At 40.2% G+C, this 20,343-nt stretch carries 21 protein-coding genes; 7 read left to right on the plus strand and 14 right to left on the minus strand.

All coding sequences use genetic code 11. The annotated features are described in order from the left end of the window. The first annotated feature begins 546 nt into the window (after positions 1–546). On the plus strand, positions 547–1,866 hold the full coding sequence (locus tag ESA94_RS16645) for a (Fe-S)-binding protein (protein ID WP_129132076.1): 1,320 nt from the start codon (positions 547–549) through the stop codon (positions 1,864–1,866). 146 nt (positions 1,867–2,012) lie between these two features. Here the strand turns inward: ESA94_RS16645 and ESA94_RS16650 are convergent, their stop codons facing one another. The 9 genes from ESA94_RS16650 to ESA94_RS16690 all read right to left on the minus strand — a co-directional run bounded on the left by ESA94_RS16650 (position 2,013) and on the right by ESA94_RS16690 (position 8,349). Further along, positions 2,013–2,705, minus strand: coding sequence for a LysE family translocator (locus tag ESA94_RS16650; protein WP_129132077.1), 693 nt, complete (start codon positions 2,703–2,705; stop codon positions 2,013–2,015). 35 nt (positions 2,706–2,740) lie between these two features. Continuing rightward, positions 2,741–3,805 carry an ATP-grasp domain-containing protein gene (locus ESA94_RS16655; RefSeq protein ID WP_129132078.1) on the minus strand — a complete coding sequence of 355 codons (1,065 nt, stop codon included), beginning with the start codon at positions 3,803–3,805 and terminating at the stop codon, positions 2,741–2,743. Next, positions 3,798–4,529 (minus strand): NRDE family protein, encoded by a 732-nt coding sequence (locus tag ESA94_RS16660; RefSeq protein WP_129132079.1) that lies wholly within the window; start codon positions 4,527–4,529, stop codon positions 3,798–3,800. Before ESA94_RS16660 ends, ESA94_RS16655 begins: the two co-directional genes overlap by 8 nt. Then, positions 4,517–5,017: a DinB family protein gene (locus tag ESA94_RS16665; RefSeq protein ID WP_129132080.1), complete on the minus strand. Its 501-nt coding sequence runs from the start codon at positions 5,015–5,017 to the stop codon at positions 4,517–4,519. The genes ESA94_RS16660 and ESA94_RS16665 overlap by 13 nt, the downstream gene beginning before the upstream one ends. Positions 5,018–5,214: 197 nt before the next feature. Further along, positions 5,215–5,613, minus strand: coding sequence for a DoxX family protein (locus ESA94_RS16670; protein WP_129132081.1), 399 nt, complete (start codon positions 5,611–5,613; stop codon positions 5,215–5,217). Positions 5,614–5,628: 15 nt separating this feature from the next. Continuing rightward, complete coding sequence (locus tag ESA94_RS16675) at positions 5,629–6,063, minus strand: YHS domain-containing (seleno)protein (RefSeq protein WP_129132082.1); 435 nt, start codon at positions 6,061–6,063, stop codon at positions 5,629–5,631. An 11-nt stretch (positions 6,064–6,074) separates the two neighbouring features. After that, complete coding sequence (locus ESA94_RS16680; RefSeq protein WP_129132083.1) at positions 6,075–6,533, minus strand: YHS domain-containing (seleno)protein; 459 nt, start codon at positions 6,531–6,533, stop codon at positions 6,075–6,077. Between the two features lie 53 nt (positions 6,534–6,586). Then, positions 6,587–7,288: a Crp/Fnr family transcriptional regulator gene (locus ESA94_RS16685; protein WP_129132084.1), complete on the minus strand. Its 702-nt coding sequence runs from the start codon at positions 7,286–7,288 to the stop codon at positions 6,587–6,589. Between the two features lie 20 nt (positions 7,289–7,308). Beyond that, positions 7,309–8,349 carry an ATP-grasp domain-containing protein gene (locus tag ESA94_RS16690; RefSeq protein ID WP_129132085.1) on the minus strand — a complete coding sequence of 347 codons (1,041 nt, stop codon included), beginning with the start codon at positions 8,347–8,349 and terminating at the stop codon, positions 7,309–7,311. Positions 8,350–8,441: 92 nt separating this feature from the next. On the opposite strand from ESA94_RS16690, the gene ESA94_RS16695 reads away from it, so the two are divergent. From ESA94_RS16695 to argS, 6 genes are all read left to right on the plus strand, one after another. Beyond that, positions 8,442–9,221: a (Fe-S)-binding protein gene (locus ESA94_RS16695; RefSeq protein ID WP_129132086.1), complete on the plus strand. Its 780-nt coding sequence runs from the start codon at positions 8,442–8,444 to the stop codon at positions 9,219–9,221. 23 nt (positions 9,222–9,244) lie between these two features. Beyond that, positions 9,245–9,739, plus strand: coding sequence for a hypothetical protein (locus ESA94_RS16700; RefSeq protein WP_129132087.1), 495 nt, complete (start codon positions 9,245–9,247; stop codon positions 9,737–9,739). A gap of 30 nt (positions 9,740–9,769) precedes the next feature. Further along, a complete protein-coding gene (locus ESA94_RS16705; protein WP_129132088.1) occupies positions 9,770–10,282 on the plus strand; it encodes a hypothetical protein in 513 nt (170 codons plus the stop codon). A 641-nt stretch (positions 10,283–10,923) separates the two neighbouring features. Next, on the plus strand, positions 10,924–11,730 hold the full coding sequence (locus ESA94_RS16710; protein ID WP_129132089.1) for a hypothetical protein: 807 nt from the start codon (positions 10,924–10,926) through the stop codon (positions 11,728–11,730). Between the two features lie 149 nt (positions 11,731–11,879). Then, positions 11,880–12,710, plus strand: coding sequence for a hypothetical protein (locus tag ESA94_RS16715; RefSeq protein ID WP_129132090.1), 831 nt, complete (start codon positions 11,880–11,882; stop codon positions 12,708–12,710). 113 nt (positions 12,711–12,823) lie between these two features. After that, positions 12,824–14,602, plus strand: coding sequence for an arginine--tRNA ligase (argS, locus tag ESA94_RS16720; protein ID WP_129132091.1), 1,779 nt, complete (start codon positions 12,824–12,826; stop codon positions 14,600–14,602). A 63-nt stretch (positions 14,603–14,665) separates the two neighbouring features. Here the strand turns inward: argS and ESA94_RS16725 are convergent, their stop codons facing one another. The 5 genes from ESA94_RS16725 to ESA94_RS21610 all read right to left on the minus strand — a co-directional run bounded on the left by ESA94_RS16725 (position 14,666) and on the right by ESA94_RS21610 (position 20,306). Next, entirely contained in the window at positions 14,666–16,915 is a 2,250-nt protein-coding gene (locus ESA94_RS16725) for a TonB-dependent receptor (RefSeq protein ID WP_129132092.1), read from the minus strand. Positions 16,916–16,977: 62 nt separating this feature from the next. Then, positions 16,978–18,144, minus strand: a complete 1,167-nt coding sequence (locus tag ESA94_RS16730) for an MFS transporter (RefSeq protein ID WP_129132093.1) — start codon at positions 18,142–18,144, stop codon at positions 16,978–16,980. Positions 18,145–18,274: 130 nt separating this feature from the next. Then, positions 18,275–19,090, minus strand: a complete 816-nt coding sequence (locus ESA94_RS16735) for a hypothetical protein (protein ID WP_129132094.1) — start codon at positions 19,088–19,090, stop codon at positions 18,275–18,277. A gap of 35 nt (positions 19,091–19,125) precedes the next feature. Next, complete coding sequence (locus ESA94_RS16740) at positions 19,126–19,641, minus strand: heavy-metal-associated domain-containing protein (protein WP_129132095.1); 516 nt, start codon at positions 19,639–19,641, stop codon at positions 19,126–19,128. Positions 19,642–19,718: 77 nt separating this feature from the next. After that, positions 19,719–20,306 carry a heavy-metal-associated domain-containing protein gene (locus ESA94_RS21610; protein WP_205756001.1) on the minus strand — a complete coding sequence of 196 codons (588 nt, stop codon included), beginning with the start codon at positions 20,304–20,306 and terminating at the stop codon, positions 19,719–19,721. Between the last annotated feature and the right edge of the window lie 37 nt (positions 20,307–20,343).

The raw sequence follows: 20,343 nt of genomic DNA on the forward strand, positions 1-20,343 counted from the left end.
GTTTGATAAACAAAAAACAGCCAGTTCTTTAACAGCTTCAGAACATCTCTCCACCAGTTTTTGGATGATTTTTTTAGGGGGTCAATTTAAAATGGCGGAAGGGGGTTAGTTTGGGTGGTATTTACACAATGGAAGGATACCTTTTTGTTGTGCCATCGGTTTAAAATTTAAAATTGAAAAAAGAAAATGTTCAGGGTACACTTTAAATTAAAACCCGTCAGTTGCAACGACAACACAAGAGTACAATCATCAACAGATGCTTAAAAATCAACCGGCCGCTTTTGCCGTATTCAGCCATTTTTGTACAAAAAAGCCGGTTTGGCCATTTTATGCCCAAAAGGACGTACTAAGTATATAGAGCGTATACTAAGCGTATATCAGACTATCTTAGCTATTCGAAGAAACAAAAAAGAGTTTCCTGTAGTTTCACTTACACAACGCTTATACACTTCTACTTCTTTAACCTACCATACACCATAAACTCAACACCCTTTACCTTACACCTTTCACCCTTATCCTTATCTTAGCAATACAAATAACGTTTGTATGCAGATTGTTCAACAGGTTTTATTTGCCCTTTGCTTAGGTGCAGCCGTTTGGTTCTTCAGCAAAAAAGTAAAAGAGATCCGCAGAAATATTCTGCTGGGTGCTGATGAAGAACTGACCGATAATCCTTCGGCCCGTTGGAAAAATATGCTGCTGCTGGCTTTTGGTCAAAGGAAGATGTTCAAGAACCCGCTGGTAGCTGTCATGCATTTTGTAGTGTATGCAGGTTTTCTCATCATCAATATCGAAGTGCTGGAAATTGTGCTCGATGGTTTGTTTGGTACACATCGTTTGTTCCTGCCTTTGCTTGGTTCGTTTTATACCTTTTTAATCAACGCTTTTGAAGTACTGGCCTTGTTGGTGCTTACAGCCTGCGTCCTTTTCCTGGTGCGCAGGAATATGCTTAAGCTCAAACGTTTTATCAGTAACGATCTTAATGGCTGGCCACGCAGCGATGCCAACTATATCCTTATTACAGAAATTGTATTGATGAGTCTGTTCCTGTTAATGAATGCAACCGATCGTGCATTGCAGTTAAACGGAGCCGATCATTATCATCAAACCGGCGACTTTCTGTTATCCGGTTTACTGGCACCATCGCTTGCAGGTATTTCCGAAACAGGGTTAATTGCTATTGAACGCAGTGCATGGTGGTTACACATCATCGGCATACTTGCGTTTCTTAATTATTTACCGTGGAGCAAACACCTGCACATTGTATTGGCTTTCCCCAATGCATGGTATGCACGTTTAACCAATACGGGCACAATGGCCAACATGACTTCGGTGCAAAACGAAGTAAAGTATATGATGCAGCCCGAGCTTGCACCCACCGATGCTGCAGCACCTGCTAAATTCGGCGCAAAAGATGTAATGGACCTTAGCTGGAAAAGTTTGCTCGATGCATACAGTTGCACCGAGTGTGGCCGTTGCAGTGCAAGCTGTCCGGCAAATACAACAGGTAAATTATTAAGTCCTCGAAAAATTATGATGAGCACCCGTGACCGTTTGGAAGAAGTGGGTCGCAACATCAACAGCAATAAAACATTTACACCCGATGGTAAAACCCTGCTCAACGATTATATAACAGTAGAAGAATTGCGAGCCTGCACTACCTGCAATGCCTGCGTGGAAGCCTGCCCTGTAAGCATCAATCCGTTGAGTATTATTCTTGAATTACGTCGCTCGTTGATCATGGAAGACAGTAATGCTCCCGGCGAATGGAATGCAATGTTCGGCAACGTAGAAAACAATTTTGCTCCGTGGAAATTCAGCCCCGATGAAAGAGATAAATGGGCCGAAGAAATGAACCAGGCTTAAAAAACTGATTTGTTTACCGGCTGATGTTTTCCATTCAGCTGCATTGGCGACGCTCCGTTCAACTGTATGAAGCAAAGCAGCAATGCGCTCTTATTTCCTGCTTCGTACATCATACATCCTAAATCCTACATCAGAAATCAGACATCTCAATGAATGTTTTTCTCCAAACCTCCCGTAACATCTTCGGGGTGTTCTAACTGGTGAATAGCGTCTTTCTTCCGGAAAATGCGGTACAACTGAATAAGTGCAGTAAACAAAAACACGCCACCAATAATCCAGTTCAACATATGCTGAGAAGCATTCAATCTGTCTACCAATAATCTGCCGCCAAAAATAAATACACAGTTGCCTGCAAATGTACCAATGCCAATACCCAGGATGTAGGTATTGTAATTCCATATTCCCGGTTTTAAAATATTCTTGGTAAACAAAACCGTACTCCAGCCAAACCAGAAAGGAATCTGCACCGGGTTAATTAAACTCATGGTAAAACCAAGCAACCCCCTGTGCATACTGTTAGAGAGAATTACATTCTTATCAACCGATGGATGAGCTGCTGCCCAAAAACTCGAAGCTGCAAGTGCCAGCACAATTACAACAGTAAGCCATTCGAGTGCTTTTAATAATTTTTCCTGTTTGCGTACCCAATCCATTGCAACCAGCGATATGCGTACGTAGATAATTTCGGCAGTAAGCGAACCGGCGGAGAACCACAGTGCAGGTGATATGCCATCGGTAATTCCGATTTGCATAGCAGCAATATTAAGTGTTCCCAAGGGCAGCGATCCTAAAAAACTGATGATAAAGCCCCACATTAAAATTTTACCCGGTTGTGGCATAAAACAAATATAAAGGCTTGCGCCAAAACGAACGATTATAATTTCAATGCAACGGCATCGAGTTGTTTTACATGCGCTGCATTACTTTTAAACATTGCAACAGCTTCTTTTATGGTCATGTACCGATGACCTTTTGCATGATTTTTTTTACTGATGCGCCACAGAATAAACCAATGCTTGATGATTTCTTTCCAGGCAAAAAGAAGAGTATGTTTCGGATCGTACATATGTGTGGGATCGCTTCCTGCCCCGTTCAATTCAATAATATGAAAATTCTTTCCCTGTTGCAGATCTTCCCAATCATTATACATCACGTCTAAACGGCCATAATGAAAGCCGTCGATCTGTTGGCATACCGCATCAATACTGGCAACAAATGTTGCATCGGCTTTCTCTGTCCGGTCAATAAACTTTGAGCCACGTGCATGGTTACCATAAGGCGCCAATACTTTCACTTCTCCTTTCTTCAACACCTGCAGAATATCTTTTCCGTACATCTGTTTTAATGCATCTATCTGCAGAATGTATCTTGGCACATTCATGATCAGTTCATACAATGTTGAAACGCCATCGCCCTCAACTGTCATGGGCTCTTTTGCTACAATGCCGGTTATTCTTCCGTTTGCTTCGCCTGGTATACGATGATAGAAAATACCTACTTCTTTTGTGTATGGCGATAATTCCTGTACCATAAAATCTACAGTACATATTGCTGCGTAATGTTTCAGTTCATCAACGTTGTTGATTTTTTTTACAGCTTTACCCTGCATGCCAATTACAGGTTTCGCAATGAGAGGGAAAGTAAATTGATGTTGCTGCAGCAACTCTTCAATTTGTGTAAACGAAGTTTGCGCAGGCACGTGAAAGAACAAAGGATAATAACCGTTGGGTAACAGTGGATAAATATCCTGCTTCTGCTCCATTAAAAAACCACCGTACTTAATGGTTGGATTAGCTGCTGTAAAGAAAAATTTACCGCCTGCACGAATACACAAGAGTGTAAACACCGGGTAGATCCATCCATAAATAGCAGTAAAACTCCAATACTCCCAATGAAATAAACGGATAAAAAACGGATGATGAGTAAACAGCTTACGCATGTAGTTGTGTAATGGTATGGTTGAATTCCTGCGAATATAACCTGCCATCCTGTAAATCGAGATAATGCATAAAAGAAAGTTCCTGCTTGCGGTGTAATTGTGTAATGCTTACCGTCAGCATTTCGTTGTTGCGATTCATTAACACATCATTGCTGCCATCGCCATCGCCTGCAAAACGATGAAAGTGCAATATCTCTTTGGAGCCTGTTTCTTTGTATTCTTTTTGAAAAGCCTGGAACCATGCTTTTCTTTTTTCAATAATGTCGTTACTGTACAATGTAACCGACGACCAGATGTGTGCAGCTGATGCATCAAGCTCAAGTATACTTTTTTCCTGCCCATCCCATCTTGCTTCAAACAATTGTTCGGCCTGCCGTATAACCAACGTAAACGGTTCAATTTTATGCAGGTGAATCTGTTCAAATGCGTCAACAGGTCTTGGATGATCGAACACGTCTAAAAAAATCAATCCCCTGCTTTTACGGTATGGTGGCAACGAAACATGGTTTACAAAACCTCCGTTCAACAACACCATTGCATTACCGTTTTCATGCAAGGCCATCCAGGTTCCACCGGCATTACCATCTTTCGGAAATAATAAATTGCCACTTGCAAATTTGTGCCACTTCGGTTCTTCGGCACGCAGGCGCACCTGCTTCTCATCTCTGTTGGAAGTAAGAAAAAAGGAATGATTGCTTACGGGTATATAGGTTACTGTGCACATTGTTGCTTGTTACGGATAGTTGATGATGCAATACCAAAATCAGCTTCAATTACTGCTGCACTAACTTCTTTTAATCCAACACGTATCAATGCCATGTGATGAATTGTGTGCTCGTGATTGTATAACAATTCACGATAGTAATTTGTTGTTATATGGATCTGTTCGTTTGATGTTTTATCGTAAGTGCCTGCAAGTTGCAGATCGATATTTTCTTTGCTAACAGCAGATGCAATCTGTTGCAACAATTCTTTTGCAAATAATAGATCGGTTTCAATACGCACATCTCTTTTACGGTCGTCGTAACAAACGTATTGCCGATCGTATCCGTTCAACAGGCATTGATACAGTTCAATAACATGACGGGTGTGCTGGCCAATTGTTGAGCCCGACAGATAAGCAGAGGCGGTTTGGTATTGTTCTGCAGTTAACTGATCGAGCACAGCTATCAATTGCTGAAGAACGTTTTTTACTGCGGTAAATAAGTGCATATAGTTAACAGGATCTTTTTAAAAATAGTTCTTTTTTGCCGGCCTTTCCGGTTTAAGTTTCTAACAACTGTGCTTTTTACACAAAGGGCGGTTTCTCCCGTTTTAATGGCTATTGTTGCTGTAGAAGATACGCACAAACTTCTGCGAAAGATTTCTACTGCCTTCCGGGTAAATAAGCCGGCATTGGTATGTGAAGCTTATTTTGTTTTGAATTTTGTAAGCAGTTCACTTATTTTATTACGATGAAAGTAAAGGAGCAGTAAACAGCTCATCATTACAAGCAAAGCATAAACAAACAATAAACCACCATCGCCTTTTACTTCAACGCCCAGCTTTGTAATATGAAAAAACAATGCCCCCCCCATCAACCCCACTCCCAGCAATGCACCCAAATGCGTTGTTCGTGGATAAAGCAACAGAACAGATGCAATTAACTCCATTACTCCTGTTCCAATACGGCCCCAGGGCTCCATTCCTATTTCAGAAAAAATATAAACTGATTCTTCGTTGGCCGAAAATTTATAGTATAAGGTCTGCAGCATTATTAGTGCTGCAAGTAAACGCAACACCCAGCTAAAAATGTTTTGAAAATTCATGATCGATAAGTTTAATCAGTTAAGTCGTATTTGCGGCCATTTACGATTGGCCGAATCGATATACCGTTCTTTTTCTTTTTGCCAGATCGCTTTCACTTTCTGATTGTAATTGAAATAAAGTTTGCCATCGAGTACATACCAGGTATCAGCAACTGTAGGTGCTTTGTATCCCCTTGCCAAACCGTATGCACAGTATCCGCCATACTGAGGTTCGTACTTGGCAGGATCGGCTTTAAATAATGCAAGATGATTGGCCGATGCAAAAAACCATTTTACATTTTTCCAGCTGTACATGAATTTATCGGAGCCGGTTATTGCTTTTCCTTCGGTATAAAAAGCAACTACATCGTAGCCACGCAAAGCAATACTATCGGGGGCAAATATTTCAGAAGTCTGTGCACTTGTGTGCAGTGTTACAAACAGCAGCACAAGCAATAATTGTTGTTTCATTTTGCTGTGTATTAATTGCTGAACTTTTTCCAGTTTGCATCGGCCTTTGCCCGAAGGTTCGTTTCATCTTTATTCCACTTGGGTAATGTGTTAGTGAAAAAACGATTGTAAAAAAGATAGAGTTTGCCATTTACAATTTTGAAAGTCTCGGGATCGAAATCTACTTTTTCGCCGGTTGCGCCCATGGCATAAGCACACCAGCCTCCGTATTGCGGTTCGTATTTCGCTGCATTGGCCTTAAACTCATCCCGGTTTGCTGCTGTAGAAAAATAGTAGTTTATACCTTGATAACGTACCGCAAGCGACGAGGAACCCTTCACGGCTTTACTTTGTTTGAAATAAGCAACCACATCGTAACCTTTTGCAGCTACTCCGTTTTCAAGATTAAATTCCTTTTGCCGTTGCTGATCCTGTGCGTTTAACGAAGTAAATCCGTTAATAAAGAATAAAAGAAGAAATACCTGTTTCATATACTTGTTTTGATGAAACAAAAGTAGATTCCGGTTACGGTAGGTTTTGTCGCTTAACTGACAGCCAAGCTCTTTTGCAGTTTTTTAACGGATGGAATTTTTATCTGCTGCCGGCTTACTTCTACCAAAGCTGCGGCTTCAAGTTCGTTCAACAGCGTTGTAACAGTTTGTCTGCTGCTGCCGATGAGCTGTGCAATATCTTCATGTGTAAGGAAGTTCTGTACAGTTTGCTCATCGTTTGCAGTTTTGTTGCCATACTCCTGTGCAAGCATTATCAGAAAATTGACAAGCCTTGTTTTTACATCTTTATTCAGCAGGTTTAACAGGCGGCTTTCAAGTTTACGTAATTTCTGCCCTACCTGTTTTGTAAAGTGAAAACCGATTGCCGGTTTTGTTTTCAGCAGCTTTTCAAAATCATCAATATTAAATGCACAGAGCGAAACATCAGCTTTGTAGGCTTGGGCAAATTCACCATTCAGGTTATTTCGTTCCAATGTAAACTGGCCAAACACTTCTCCCTGCCGGATAATTTCTTTGATCACTTCCTTACCATCTTCACCTACATAACCGATCTTGATGGTTCCGCCTTTAAGAAAATATAATTTGTTGTGATAGGCCGAATCGAAATAGATATAATCACCTTTTCCGGCTTCAATAAAATGATGAGCAAGGTTTAATTCTTCATACTCCTCATCTGTTATATGCGCAAAAAGGTCGTAGTTGCGAATCAGTAAAAATTTATCATCACTGCCCATAACAAGATTATGCCTTGAAATTAATCATATTTCTGCAGCAGCTTAAAATGTTTCTGACTCTGTTTTATAAAGCGGTAACCTTTTGCAAAATCCCAATACGGAAACCCGTTGTTGTGATTGTACTTGCTTATTTCATACAAAGCTTTCCAATGCTTCAGAATTTCTTTGTACGCTTCGCCTAAGCGCATGTTGCAATCGTAAATATGGTTAGGCTCTGCGCCACAGCCATTGTATTCAAGAATCAGAAAGTTCCTGCCCGCTTTCAGATCTTCAATACTTGTTGTTTTAATATCGTAACGGCCGTAGTAAAAATGTTTGGAGTAATTACTTAACTCATCAAATACTTTGTGCAACTGCTCATCAATTTCTGCATGCAGATTTGTAAAATGTGCGCCACGGTTATGATTACCGGCATATGAGAGATAAAAAATATGATCCTTCTCAATTACACGATCGAAGCGGTGTGCATGACGGTGTTCCATTTCTTCCGTACGATGTTTTGCTCTCGGATGTTTTTGTACAAGCTGTTGTAAAGTGTCCTCTCCATTACCGATTACATGCAGCAACTCTTTATGTATAAAGCCGCTGACTGTTCCTTTGGTTTGTGCAGGATGTCTGTAGTAGAACACACTCACCTCAACCGGCAGTTCAATCAAATCCTGTACAATGTATTCAACAGGAATACGCTCATGATATTTATGTAATTGCTCTTCATTGTCAATTTTACGAAACAGAATTCCCTTCATCCCCACATCGGGCTTTACAATAAACGGATATTGAAATCCTGCTGCTGCAATGCGTTTCTTTACATCATCGAACGGCAGATCGTGCATAATATAAATTGTACGGGGCACTGTATGCGGCGGTAGCTGATCGTACATTTCTTTCTTCCCTTCTCCTTCAAACCCGCCAAAATCAATGGTGGGGTTCGATGGGGTAAAAAACCAAACAGCTCTGCTGCGTACAATGTACCAGATCCACACAAAACTGATGGGAAAATAAATAACTGCAAAAGGCCACAGTTCCCAATTCGTCAATCGTTCAAAAAATTTCTTCACCATGAAATTCAAAGATAAACGGGTAAACGGATATACAGACAAACAACTGTCTGCATTTCATCTGTTTCTCTTAGTTTTGAAACAAATTAAAGAATATGCATATTCCTTCAATGGCTGAAATGATGGCGAATAACGAAACACCCGATGTGTTGTTTTGGGTTGGTTGTGCAGGCAGTTTCGATGCACGTGCACAAAAAATTACCAAAGCATTTGCTGCAATTTTAGATAAAGCAGGAATTAAGTTTGCTATTCTGGGTAAAGAAGAAATGTGTACAGGCGATCCTGCCCGCAGAGCCGGCAACGAATTCCTGTTTCAGATGATGGCATATAACAATATTCAATTGCTGAACGGTTATGGCATTAAGAAAATTGTTACAACCTGTCCGCATTGCTTCAATACATTAAAGAACGAATATCCTGCGTTGGGTGGCGAGTATGACGTTATTCATCACACAACTTTATTGCAACAGCTGATAGACGAGGGAAAAGTGAAAATGAAAGAAGAAGGATCGTTCAAAGGAAAAAAGATCACTTACCACGATAGCTGTTATTTAGGACGAACCAATCATATTTACGAAGCGCCACGCAAAGTATTGGAAGCATTGGATGCAGAGTTGGTTGAAATGAAACGTTGCCGCAGTAATGGTTTGTGTTGCGGAGCCGGTGGTGCACAAATGTTTAAAGAAGAAGAAAAAGGAAGCACACGTGTAAACTGGGAACGCTCTGCAGAAGCTGTTGAAACAGGAGCATCCATTGTTGCTGCTGCATGCCCTTTCTGTAATACAATGATGACGGATGGTGTAAAAGTTGCTGAAAAAGAAGATGCTGTTAAAGTAATGGATGTTGCCGAATTGGTAGCAGCAAGTATGCAATAGTTTGCAAAAACAAACTGATGAAAATGCCTTTGAAAAATTTTAACTGGAAGAATTTCTTGCGAAGAACAGTTTTGTTCTTTCTGTTCATAAATGCAGTACACCTGTTATACGAATTGTTTTCAGGTAACTATGCACTTCGTACAATCCTGCTCACCAATCTTTATGGCAAATTGCTTACGGCAATTGTTTTTGGTTTTGTTGACGGAAAAACATGGAACAAACCGCAACCCGAAGAAAAGATTGAAAGTGAACCAAAGGCATTTGACAGTATTGCTGCTGCCGTAAAGTTTTATGTTTGGTTTGCTGTATTTATTGCGCTTATCTGCACTTTGTTTGTTGCGGTGCTGATGGGTCTCACTTATGTAATACTCTTATTAATAAGATCGGAACTTAGTGGCAGACTATCGGAGATTATTCAACCTACACTGGTTTTGATCCTTATTATCAGCATCACCTTTACTATATATGATGCGGTTCGTAACTATTACCGACTTAAGAAAAGAGCACAAGGTCGTTGATGGATGGTTTCCTGCCTTTAACTTTGCAGTATGAACTTAGCATACCGTCATCTTTTACCTGCCGATTTTGCAGCCGATTCCCGTGTATGGATCTATCAAAGCAGCCGCCTGTTTAGCATGAGCGAGGCTTTGCAGATAGAAGATCTGTTGAACCACTTTACCACCAACTGGAAAAGCCATGGAACACCGGTAAAGGGATTTGGTACTTTGTTCTTTGGCCAGTTTATTATTCTGATGGCCGATGAAAATGCAACAGGGGTAAGTGGCTGCAGCACCGACAGCAGTGTGCGGTTAATAAAAGAAATTGAACAATTATATAAGGTAGCGATGTTCGATAGGCAAAACCTGGCCTTTGTAGTAAAGGATAAAGTTCAACTGTTACCGTTAGGTCAATTACAATACGCTGCCGATAATAACTTCGTCCAGGCAAACACTCTGTATTTTAATAATCTTGTTCAAACAAAACAGGAATTGGAAGATAGCTGGCTGATACCTGTTACCGAAAGCTGGCTCGCCAAACGCATTAAGCCCCAAAATGCCTGATGAAAAAACCGTTTATCCCGATTACCACTTTGAGGTAGTTCGTTTCATCCCTGTTTTAAGGCCTTTCATCCGCACATAAATGCAGTTGGCAGCTCTCTGTTTTGCCTTAACATTTCGTTGTGGCCATCCATCCTCTTTACACTCCGTTACACCGAAAAAACATAAGAATTTTGCATGGTCGATGTAACAAAAAGGCTCAATCCCCGTCACATCTATACAAGTTCTTTGATTGGCTAACTTTACGGAAAACACCGAACTCTCAAAAAATATATAATTTTCAAAAATTTTTGAAAATTTTGTTGGAAGATCGCAAGTACTGATTTAACTTTGCAGCGTCAAGTTAAGGTACCCAAAGCTCCGGTTAATATAGAAACACCGCCTTTGACAGTTTACTTCGAAAAACATCCCTGTTAAACTGCTTTTTTATACAGGTACCAACGAACAACGATCGCAAACAAAACCAAACAAATTGCCTTGATGGCCGGTCAACATGAAAAAAAGACCATTCATCAGCTTAATAAGCCAAACAAGGTATTATGTATTGCAAAGTACCAGTTTTAAATAGTATCTTTGTTATACAATTGGAAGAAAAGAAAACCCGAAAGGGATAAAAAAATAAAAACCTTAAACATCAAAAACAGATGACAACAAAATTAACAGTGAACTCCACAAACGGAACACTTAAACAGAACAACAGCTTAGTAACCAGGATGATGCGCATGACTGCATCGTTAGTACTGACTGTAGTAGCAATCGCTACAATGTCTTTTACACAAGACGACACAACTAAATATGCTGAAGAAGGCATTCAAAATGCTGACAGCTGCTGCACCGTAACCTTTGTTTACGGCAACCAGCAAATTCTGGTTAAAAATGCCAATGCATTTGGAGCCGAAGTTCGCATCAACAATATGGATTTGAATACTTGGGTAAACAGCCTGAAAGCCTACTCATTTAAGAAGTTCAACTTTAATATGATCGGTTCATCAGATACCAAAATTGATGTTGCCTTCAATGTTGCAGAAGCTTTAAACAGAACAATGGCTGTTAACTATGGTAAAAACATGCAAACCGAAGTTGAAACCGCTGACAATGCGTTGAACAATGAGTTCGACAAAACTGTAGCTGCTCCTCTTTTCGGTAAAATGCTTCAGTCTGAAATTGCTGCGGCCGACATAGCGACTGATAAACTTGCAGAAGATGATGCAGAGAATAAAGCAAAAGCATCTGCCTTTACAAAAGCGGTTACAGGTAACAGCATCCAGGCGGATGAATTGGTTGACCTGATGCTTTATGCTTCAGCAATTGAAAAAACAACAACAATCAGCACAACAGAAGCTGATAAAAATATTGACGTAGCAATGTATAAAAACACATTCAAAACAGTTCGTCCGGCTGATGCAGCAACTGCAGACAGCTACATCGACGCACTGCTTAAGTCAAAATGATAATTTCATGTTTTCTACATGCAGTTGGTTTAGGTTTCGGGGTTGATTTCCATCAACCCTTCTTTTTTTCTTAAACTTTTTCTAATTACAGCAACGGCAACCCAACTTTACGAATAGCCTCGTAAATTAGCCTTCTCAAAATTTAAACAATGAAATTGATTATTCCTGCGATTGCGATGCTTTTCATGACCACGCTTACGCATGCTCAGCAAGTAGTAAATGAAGCAGTTATTCAAATGAAAACAGAAACAACGAACCCTAACTCCGATGCAAACGGCCCAGCTGTTGCTAATGATGGAGAGGGTCGGGTTACCGTTCGAATGGGCGATGGCGAAATAAAATCGAAAATGTATTTCAAAAATGGTATGACCAAGATTGAAAGCGATATGGGTATGGGTACCAACCAGGTAATTATTGACAGTAAAGAAAAGAAAACCACTACGCTGTTTGAAGCAATGGGTCGTAAAATGGGTTTTTACACTACCGATGCAGATATGCAACGTATGATGGCAGGCGGTAACAATAATGGTACAGATTCAACCCGCCAGCAACGCATGCCGCAGCCGTTTACTCCCGAAGTGTTTATTGAATATTTAAGCGATACCAAGAAAATTGCCGGTATGGATTGCAAAAAAGCACTCATCCGCTATAAAGATCGCCGTGGACAGGAAGTACAACAGGAAGTTTGGTATAGCCCGGATTTTGTTATGGGCGAAGGTTTCCGCATTCGTGATGTAATGCGTATGACCAACATTCCCGGTTTGGAAAAACTGAAAGGCTTTCCGATGGAGTTTGATCTTGTAAGACAAAACGGTGCAAAAGTTCACTTCCAGGTTACAAAGGTTGACCTTACAGCTAAAGTTGACGATAAAACATTTGTTGTTCCGAAAGATTACGATGTAAAACCCATGAGCGAAATGAACCAAGGTGGTGGCCGTAACGGTAACTTCCAGTTCCGTATGGGTGGTGGAGGCCAATAAAACTTCAACAATCTTTTTAAAACCTCCTGCAGAACAGGAGGTTTTTTATTTTCTGCAGAAGCAGCTCCTGCCCTACCTGCAATTCATTTATTTTTGCGGCTCAAATAAACAGCATGGCAATTCAGCAACAGATACAAGAGGCAGCTATTAAAAGTCTGGAACAACTTTACGGTAAACAGTTTACAGCAAAAGATTTTCAGATAAACAAAACCAAGCCCGAGTTTGAAGGCGACTATACCATTGTATTGTTCTCCCTGCTGAAACCATTGGGCAAAAGCCCCGATGCATTGGGTAATGAATTAGGTAAACACTTGGTTGAGAACAATGCAACATTGTTTACAGCCTACAACATTATCAAAGGATTTTTAAATCTTACTGTTGCTGATGCCTATTGGTTGCAATTGCTTTCAGCCAATTACAACAATGTATCTTTTGGGAAAGCTGCTGCAAAAAATCAGAAGGTGATGGTGGAGTATTCTTCACCCAACACCAACAAGCCTTTACACCTTGGTCATTTACGTAATAATTTCCTGGGCTGGAGTGCCGCAGAAATTATTAAAGCCAACGGATACGATACAGTAAAGACTTGTATTGTGAATGATCGTGGTATTCATATTTGTAAAAGTATGATTGCATGGCAGCTGTTTGCTAATGGAGCAACACCACAATCAACAACTACAAAAGGCGATCATTTTGTAGGCGACTATTATGTGAAGTTTAATGATGAATATAAAAAACAGATTGAAGAATTGATTGCTGCCGGCATCAAAAAAGACGATGCTGAAAAAGAAGCACCGATTATGAAGGCAACACAGCAAATGCTTTTAGATTGGGAAGCAGGTAAACCAGAAGTGATGGAACTGTGGAAGGAAATGAACAGTTGGGTGTATGCCGGTTTTGATGCAACCTATAAACGCATCGGCAGCAACTTTGACAAGACATATTACGAGAGCAATACTTATTTACTTGGAAAGAAAACGGTACAGGAAGGTTTAGCCAAAAATGTATTTGTGCAGAAAGAAGATGGCAGTGTGTGGATCGATCTGACTGCTGATGGACTGGATGAAAAAATTGTACAACGTAAAGATGGCACTTCTGTTTACATAACACAGGATATTGGTTTGGCGCAACAGAAGTATGATGAATATAAAATTGACCAAAGCATTTATGTAATTGGTGATGAGCAGAACTACCACATGAAAGTGTTGCAGCTTATTTGTAAAAAACTCGGATTGCCCTACGCCGATAGTATCTATCACCTGAGTTATGGTATGGTTGAATTACCAACCGGTAAAATGAAAAGCCGTGAAGGTACTGTTGTTGATGCTGATGATCTGTTGGATGAAATGGAGCGTGTAGCACAGCAAAAAACAGAAGAGCTGGGCAAGGTAAAAGATTTTACAGCAGAAGAATTGAAAGAGCTTTACCGCACACTCAGCTTAGGCGCATTAAAGTTTTATTTGCTGCGTGTTGACCCGAAGAAGAAAATGATCTTCAATCCCGAAGAGTCAATAGATTTTCATGGTTATACGGGACCATTTATTCAATACACACATGCAAGGATCAAATCCATACTGCGTAAACAAAAGGCAAACGACAGCAACAGCATTCAACAAACAGTGTTGCTTCCTTTAGAAAAAGAATTATTGATCGAACTGGAAAACTATCCAACAGTAATTGTACAGGCTGGTAACGAACACGATCCTTCGCACCTGGCAAATTACATTTATACCATTGCAAAAACTTTTAACTCATTCTACACCGAACATTCGGTAATGAATGCCGAAACTGAAGAGAAGAAACAATTGCGTTTGTTTATTTGTGAGCTCACTGCAAATGTTATTGCAAGTGGTATGCAATTGCTCGGCATCAATGTTCCGGAAAGAATGTAACTCGTAAATTAACTTTATAAAAAAGAAGCGGCAGAGATTTTCTGCCGCTTCTTTTATTTAAGATCAATCAACATTAAACCGGAAACCCAGCATCACTCTCCTTCCCACCACCGGTGCATAATTGTATGATGGATCGAATGTATACCCGTTCGGATTATTTACCGGATCATTCACACGTTTATCAAACGGATCTTCCGGACGAAGAATCGGATTCTGCGGCATAAAATTCAACAGGTTCTTTACGCCTAAATAAAGTTCAACCTGTTTGCCGATGCGCTGTGTCAACTGCAGGTTTGCCAATGTAAACCATGGTGAATACTCGGGACGAAAATCATTCGGTACAATTGGCAAACGTTGTTCGCCATATATTTTGCCTGTTAAATCGATGGTTAATTTCCATTTGGGTAAACTATAGGTAACAGCATAGTTACCCGAAAACTTTGGTGCAAACAGTTGCTGTTGTTTTTCAGCAATCCCTTGCGCATTTGCTTCTTTTGTAAACACATCCATTAATGTAATACCGGCCAACACTTTAAAACGCTTCTTAAACGAAATGTCGGTGTTCAATGTAAAACCTTTCGACACTGCATAGCCATCAATATTTTTATAAATGATCTTTTGCGGATCAGTATCGTAATCGGGAATGATCTTGTTTGTGAAATAAGTATAGAACAAGGTTGCATCAATTGTTACATAGCCAAACGACGGCGTAAATGTTCCCGTATAGTTGAGGTTACCATTCCAGCTGCGTTCCGGATTAAGCGATTCTGCAATCACCACTTCTCTTGCACCACTTAATGCTGCGTGATCTTCGGTGAACAAATTCACAATACGAAATCCGTTACCTGCACTGAAACGAAGCACCTGGTTATCGTTACTGCTGTATTTTAATGCCAGTCGTGGCGACACAACGCTGCCTTGTATATTGGTTAATTCGTAACGCAATCCTGTAAGCAATGTCCAGTTGGAATGAAACTTCCATTCGTCCTGCACAAACAAACCCTGCATCTGTTGTATAGATGGATTGTTCGTCACAGCATCTGGTTTCATTGTAGCAATCGTATTATCATCGTACCAGGTGAAGCGATAAGGCAACCCGGCTGAGAGATAATGTTTAGCGATCTCTTTATTCCAGCGAAGCTGAGCAAAACCTGCATGCTGTTTTGCAAAATACGGAGTGGTGCCATAGTATGAATTTTGATCGTGCAGGTTGTACGAATACTCAAGCAGCAATTGCTCTTTACCGGCTTTGATACCGTAATTGCCAATTACCTCAAGCCGTTTGGTATAGATGCTTTCGCCATACACACTATCGCTGCCACGCCATGTTTTGTTCCATTGCATTTCGCCACCCCAACGGTCTTCTGTTAATAAACGTACTCCAACCTGGAAAGGCAATTTATTCTTCCTCTCGAAACTCCACTTATTGAATAAAGAAATGCGTTTCTGCAATGTTACATCGGTGAAGTTATCGTTGTTAATATCGTAACGCTTATCAAAGTGAAACACATTTAACCCAAGTAATGAATGTGCTTTTCCTAACTTAAATTTTGCACTCACATCCGCATTCAGTTCTTCATACGATGTCATGTTTACATCTACATTCAACAATGCAGCAGAGCCGGGATCTTTGGTGATGATGTTGATCAATCCTGCAACAGCTTCACTGCCGTACAATGTAGAAGACGGACCTTTTACAATCTCAACACGTTTGATCAAACTTGCAGGAATACCTGAGAATCCATAAACCGTTGCAAGATTACTTACTACCGGCATCCCATCAATCAACACCATTGTATATGGCCCTTCCATGCCATTAATATGAATATCGCCTGTATTACAAACATTGCAATTCAATTGTGGCTGCACCCCATTTACAATTGACAAGGCTTCAAATACCGAAGCTGTTACATTCTTCTTGAAAAATTTCGGAGAGTAGGTTTCAACTGCAATCGGGCTGTTCGATTTTTTTATTTCTTTCAATGTTCCGCTGATCACCACTTCGCTTAAAGCTTTTGTTACCGGCTTTAACTGGATCAGCACAAACTTTTGCATACCCGTTACAGCAATTGTATCAGCAGCATAACCAACGGCAGAAACCAATAACGAATCACCTTCATTTGCAGTTAACTTAAATCCTCCTGCATGATCGGTTATTACCGATAATCCACTCCTGATATTTTTTACAGTTACATGTTTCAATTGCTCTTCTGTCCGCAGATCGGTTACTTCTCCCGATAAGGTAAAAGTTTGCGCCATAGTTGCTACCGACCACAACATCAACACGATAAAAAAGATACTTCTTTGTTTCATTTTTTAGACTTGTCTAAATTTATGTTTAGACAAATATAGAAAATAGTTGAAAGGAGTCAAATTTATTTATGGTTGTTAGTTTGCTGCCGCAGCCAGAGCAAAACGACAATTGCAGCAAGGGCTGCTGCAAAAAAAACAACCGAAGCATTGAAACGGAACCATAAAAAACCGGCTAAACTGCTGGCTAACAAGGTAGCAACACTTTGCAAACCGGTAAACAAACCAATAGCCGATGCATTTTCTGTTGAAGGAACAAGGCTGCTGATCCAGGCTTTTGCAACCGATTCCGTTGCAGCCGCATAAATACCGTAGCAAGTAAACAAAAGGAGAAAGAGAGTTGTGTTATCTGCAAAAGCAAAACCGGTATAGGTAATTGCAAAAAAGAATAGTCCGCCGAGAAATACTTTTTGTATTCCTGTTTTATCTGCCAGTTTACCTATAGGAAACGCAAACAATGCATATACAAGATTGTAAAAAATATAAACAGCGATCAATGCTGCATCCGACAAACCTGCTTCTTTCATCTTCAACAACAAAAAAACATCGGAGCTGTTGAACAATGCAAACAACAAAAGGCCACTTATTAATTTGCGGTAAGCAATTGGTGAATGTTTCCAGTAACTGAATGTTTGATGAAAAGGAATTGCTTTCTTTTCCGCAACAGTTTTCTTTTCTTTCAATAACAAAGTAAACAACACAGCAACTAAACCTGGTACAGCTGCCAATAAAAACAAGCTGTGGTACTTACCGGGATAGTAATACAAAAAAATCAACGTCAGTAACGGCCCCAGCACCGCACCCAATGTATCCATTGAACGATGAAAGCCAAACACTGTTGCTTTATTATCTACAGTTGCTTCTGCATTCAACATGGCATCACGTGGTGCTGTTCGCAAACCTTTTCCTGCCCTGTCGGCAAAGCGTGCAAGAAAGATCCACCACAATTGTGTACTGATGGCGAGCATTGGTTTTGATATTGCACTGAACAAATACCCCAATTGAACAAATGGTAAACGTTTACCACTTGCATCACTTAATCTTCCAAAATAACTTTTACCTAAACCTGCAACAGCTTCAGCAAAACCCTCGAGCAAACCAATGATTAATACGGAGTAGCCGATCGTTTTTAAATACACCGGCATAACCGGGTACAGCATTTCGCTGGCCATATCGGTAAACAGGCTAACCAGCGAAACAAACCAGATCGTTCTTGTTATTCCTTTAAACATATTCGTGTTAATTAAAAGTAACAACAGTTACGGTAAACAAAAAACCCCGCAATTGCGGGGCTGTATTATCTGCAACAATCTTTCTTCCGAAAAAGTGAAAGAATAAAAAGCAATACTGTCTTTACACGTTTCATTTTAATGCATTTAAAAAATAATGTTCAAGACTGATGAACATTGAACGATCGGCCATGCGATGCGCATTGCCTGTTAACTGGTAACGTGCACCAACATTAAACCTTGTGGAACTGTTGAAGATTAATTGTACTGCCGGTGCAATATCAATAAACCCAACTTTTACATCGGTGTTTTGCTGCGCAAGAACCTCGCAATAAAGGTTGAGATTTGTTTGCTTATAGTTCTCGTACTTCAACGGAAAGAGCAAGTAGCCCATCGATAAATTATACTGCAGTGCATTGTTGGAAAAAGGATAGCCGAGGAAAAGTTTATCCTTCCGTTCTAACTGACGTACATACGCTACACCTGCTGATGCAGCAAACTTATTTACCAGTTGTGTTGCAACAACACCTATCTGCAAACCGCTGTTATCGCCTTCAAGATTCAATTCCTGGTAAACCAATGGATTATTGCTCCACGCTCCTGCTGCATATACAGCCGCACGAAAATGTTTATGTACTTCATCGTTACTGTAAAAACGATACTTCGTATATAGTCTTGCACTTTCAAACTGTTGTTTCGATTGAAAGAACATGTTCGAAAAACTTGCATTACCGGTAAGCATCCAGTTTTTTGTAAGCCCTAACTGCAACTCGGGCATAAAACGAAATTCACGTTCGTTGTTATGGTACGAGCGCATGGTTTTGGTACCAACCTTTGCCACCAGCGCTTTTGCCGGAATATTCGATGCAGGATTTGAAAATATATAAAGCTCCTGTGTTTGTGCTTTCGTAACAAGCAGCAGCAGCAAACAATTCAATAAATAACGCATAAAGAAAAAGGGGAAGCGGATCCGCTTCCCTTTGTTTAAATAGTTACATGATAAACACGCATGCCATTTGCCTGTCCGCTTTTATAACTTTCGGCTTTTGTAAGACCTGCATATTTTTTATACTCCTTTGCCGGTAAAAAATTCTTATCGATGATGATGAATGTTTGCTCACCACTCAACTGCTGATTTTTTACTGCAAGAAAATGCAATACTTTACCATCGATTGTTACCTGTTGATCGTTCTGCACACTTACATTACTCACCACGGCTTTTACCTGCAGTTTTGCTACAGAAAACCCTGCGTCTTCTACTTTCTTACGCAATTGATCGAAGTTAATATCGCTTCCTGCTTTGAATATGATCGTGAAAGAAGATGTTTTAATATCTGCTTCAACACTTTCAACAAACGAAAGTGTTTTCAACGATTTATTAATGGCATTACTGCACATAGCGCAGGTTAACCCGCTTGCCTGCAAACTCGCCGATTTAAATTGAGCTGATGCCGAAATAACAGCAAACAACACACACACAACTACAACTATCTTTTTCATCGGAACTAATTTGGTTATTGAACAACTGTTGAGGATGGTTGTCCTCAACAGTAAATTAAGAAATATTCAGGTGATTATTAACTGTGCTTGGAGCATTTACCATCTTTGCAGCAATCGGCCATAGCAGTGCCTTCCTTTTTGCAGCAATCAGCACCTTTTTCGCATTTCATATCTGCGCAGCAGCCGCCTTCTTTCGCACAAGTGCCGTTTGTGCAACAATCACTTTTACCGGCTACCTTCTTACAGCACTCCATCGTGCCTGTGCATTTACCATCTTTTATGCAACATGCTCCTGCTTCTTTTGCTGCCGTGGTTTTGCGGTCGTATTTGCAGCATTCATGCAAGTTGTTGTAAACATCTTCCGGAGCAGTATATTTTTCGTTATCGTAACCTGCACCTGCAATAGACTTCTGAATTTTTTCAGGCGTTGTTTTGCTTGAATATTTTACTGTAAGCATTTTGCTTTCGGTATCCCAGCTTGCGAAAGTGGCTCCGGCAGTTTTTGCAGCAGCTTCAATGGTCTTCTTACACATACCGCAGTTACCCCATACTTTAAATACAGCGGTTTTTACAGTAAACGTTTTTCCTTGAGACGATGATTGTGCATTTGCAGAAATACCTGCAAACAAAAAGATGAATGCAGCAATGATATTAATTGATTTCATTTTGATTTAGTTTTTTGATTGATAATAATAAAACATG

It is taken from the genome of Lacibacter luteus, assembly GCF_004118265.1.
Taxonomy (GTDB): Bacteria; Bacteroidota; Bacteroidia; order Chitinophagales; family Chitinophagaceae; genus Lacibacter; species Lacibacter luteus.

What these genes read in the sequence shown, in the direction of transcription:
- ESA94_RS16660 (WP_129132079.1), bottom strand. Translation starts at nt 4,529, where the DNA reads ATGTGCACAGTAACCTATATACCCGTAAGCAATCATTCCTTTTTTCTT.
- ESA94_RS16670 (WP_129132081.1), bottom strand. Translation starts at nt 5,613, where the DNA reads ATGAATTTTCAAAACATTTTTAGCTGGGTGTTGCGTTTACTTGCAGCA.
- ESA94_RS16680 (WP_129132083.1), bottom strand. Translation starts at nt 6,533, where the DNA reads ATGAAACAGGTATTTCTTCTTTTATTCTTTATTAACGGATTTACTTCG.
- ESA94_RS16650 (WP_129132077.1), bottom strand. Translation starts at nt 2,705, where the DNA reads ATGCCACAACCGGGTAAAATTTTAATGTGGGGCTTTATCATCAGTTTT.
- ESA94_RS16710 (WP_129132089.1), top strand. Translation starts at nt 10,924, where the DNA reads ATGACAACAAAATTAACAGTGAACTCCACAAACGGAACACTTAAACAG.
- ESA94_RS16715 (WP_129132090.1), top strand. Translation starts at nt 11,880, where the DNA reads ATGAAATTGATTATTCCTGCGATTGCGATGCTTTTCATGACCACGCTT.
- ESA94_RS16740 (WP_129132095.1), bottom strand. Translation starts at nt 19,641, where the DNA reads ATGAAAAAGATAGTTGTAGTTGTGTGTGTGTTGTTTGCTGTTATTTCG.
- ESA94_RS16695 (WP_129132086.1), top strand. Translation starts at nt 8,442, where the DNA reads ATGCATATTCCTTCAATGGCTGAAATGATGGCGAATAACGAAACACCC.
- ESA94_RS16645 (WP_129132076.1), top strand. Translation starts at nt 547, where the DNA reads ATGCAGATTGTTCAACAGGTTTTATTTGCCCTTTGCTTAGGTGCAGCC.
- ESA94_RS16665 (WP_129132080.1), bottom strand. Translation starts at nt 5,017, where the DNA reads ATGCACTTATTTACCGCAGTAAAAAACGTTCTTCAGCAATTGATAGCT.
- ESA94_RS16685 (WP_129132084.1), bottom strand. Translation starts at nt 7,288, where the DNA reads ATGGGCAGTGATGATAAATTTTTACTGATTCGCAACTACGACCTTTTT.
- ESA94_RS16735 (WP_129132094.1), bottom strand. Translation starts at nt 19,090, where the DNA reads ATGCGTTATTTATTGAATTGTTTGCTGCTGCTGCTTGTTACGAAAGCA.
- ESA94_RS16655 (WP_129132078.1), bottom strand. Translation starts at nt 3,805, where the DNA reads ATGCGTAAGCTGTTTACTCATCATCCGTTTTTTATCCGTTTATTTCAT.
- ESA94_RS16675 (WP_129132082.1), bottom strand. Translation starts at nt 6,063, where the DNA reads ATGAAACAACAATTATTGCTTGTGCTGCTGTTTGTAACACTGCACACA.
- ESA94_RS21610 (WP_205756001.1), bottom strand. Translation starts at nt 20,306, where the DNA reads ATGAAATCAATTAATATCATTGCTGCATTCATCTTTTTGTTTGCAGGT.
- argS (WP_129132091.1), top strand. Translation starts at nt 12,824, where the DNA reads ATGGCAATTCAGCAACAGATACAAGAGGCAGCTATTAAAAGTCTGGAA.
- ESA94_RS16690 (WP_129132085.1), bottom strand. Translation starts at nt 8,349, where the DNA reads ATGGTGAAGAAATTTTTTGAACGATTGACGAATTGGGAACTGTGGCCT.
- ESA94_RS16705 (WP_129132088.1), top strand. Translation starts at nt 9,770, where the DNA reads ATGAACTTAGCATACCGTCATCTTTTACCTGCCGATTTTGCAGCCGAT.
- ESA94_RS16725 (WP_129132092.1), bottom strand. Translation starts at nt 16,915, where the DNA reads ATGAAACAAAGAAGTATCTTTTTTATCGTGTTGATGTTGTGGTCGGTA.
- ESA94_RS16700 (WP_129132087.1), top strand. Translation starts at nt 9,245, where the DNA reads ATGCCTTTGAAAAATTTTAACTGGAAGAATTTCTTGCGAAGAACAGTT.
- ESA94_RS16730 (WP_129132093.1), bottom strand. Translation starts at nt 18,144, where the DNA reads ATGTTTAAAGGAATAACAAGAACGATCTGGTTTGTTTCGCTGGTTAGC.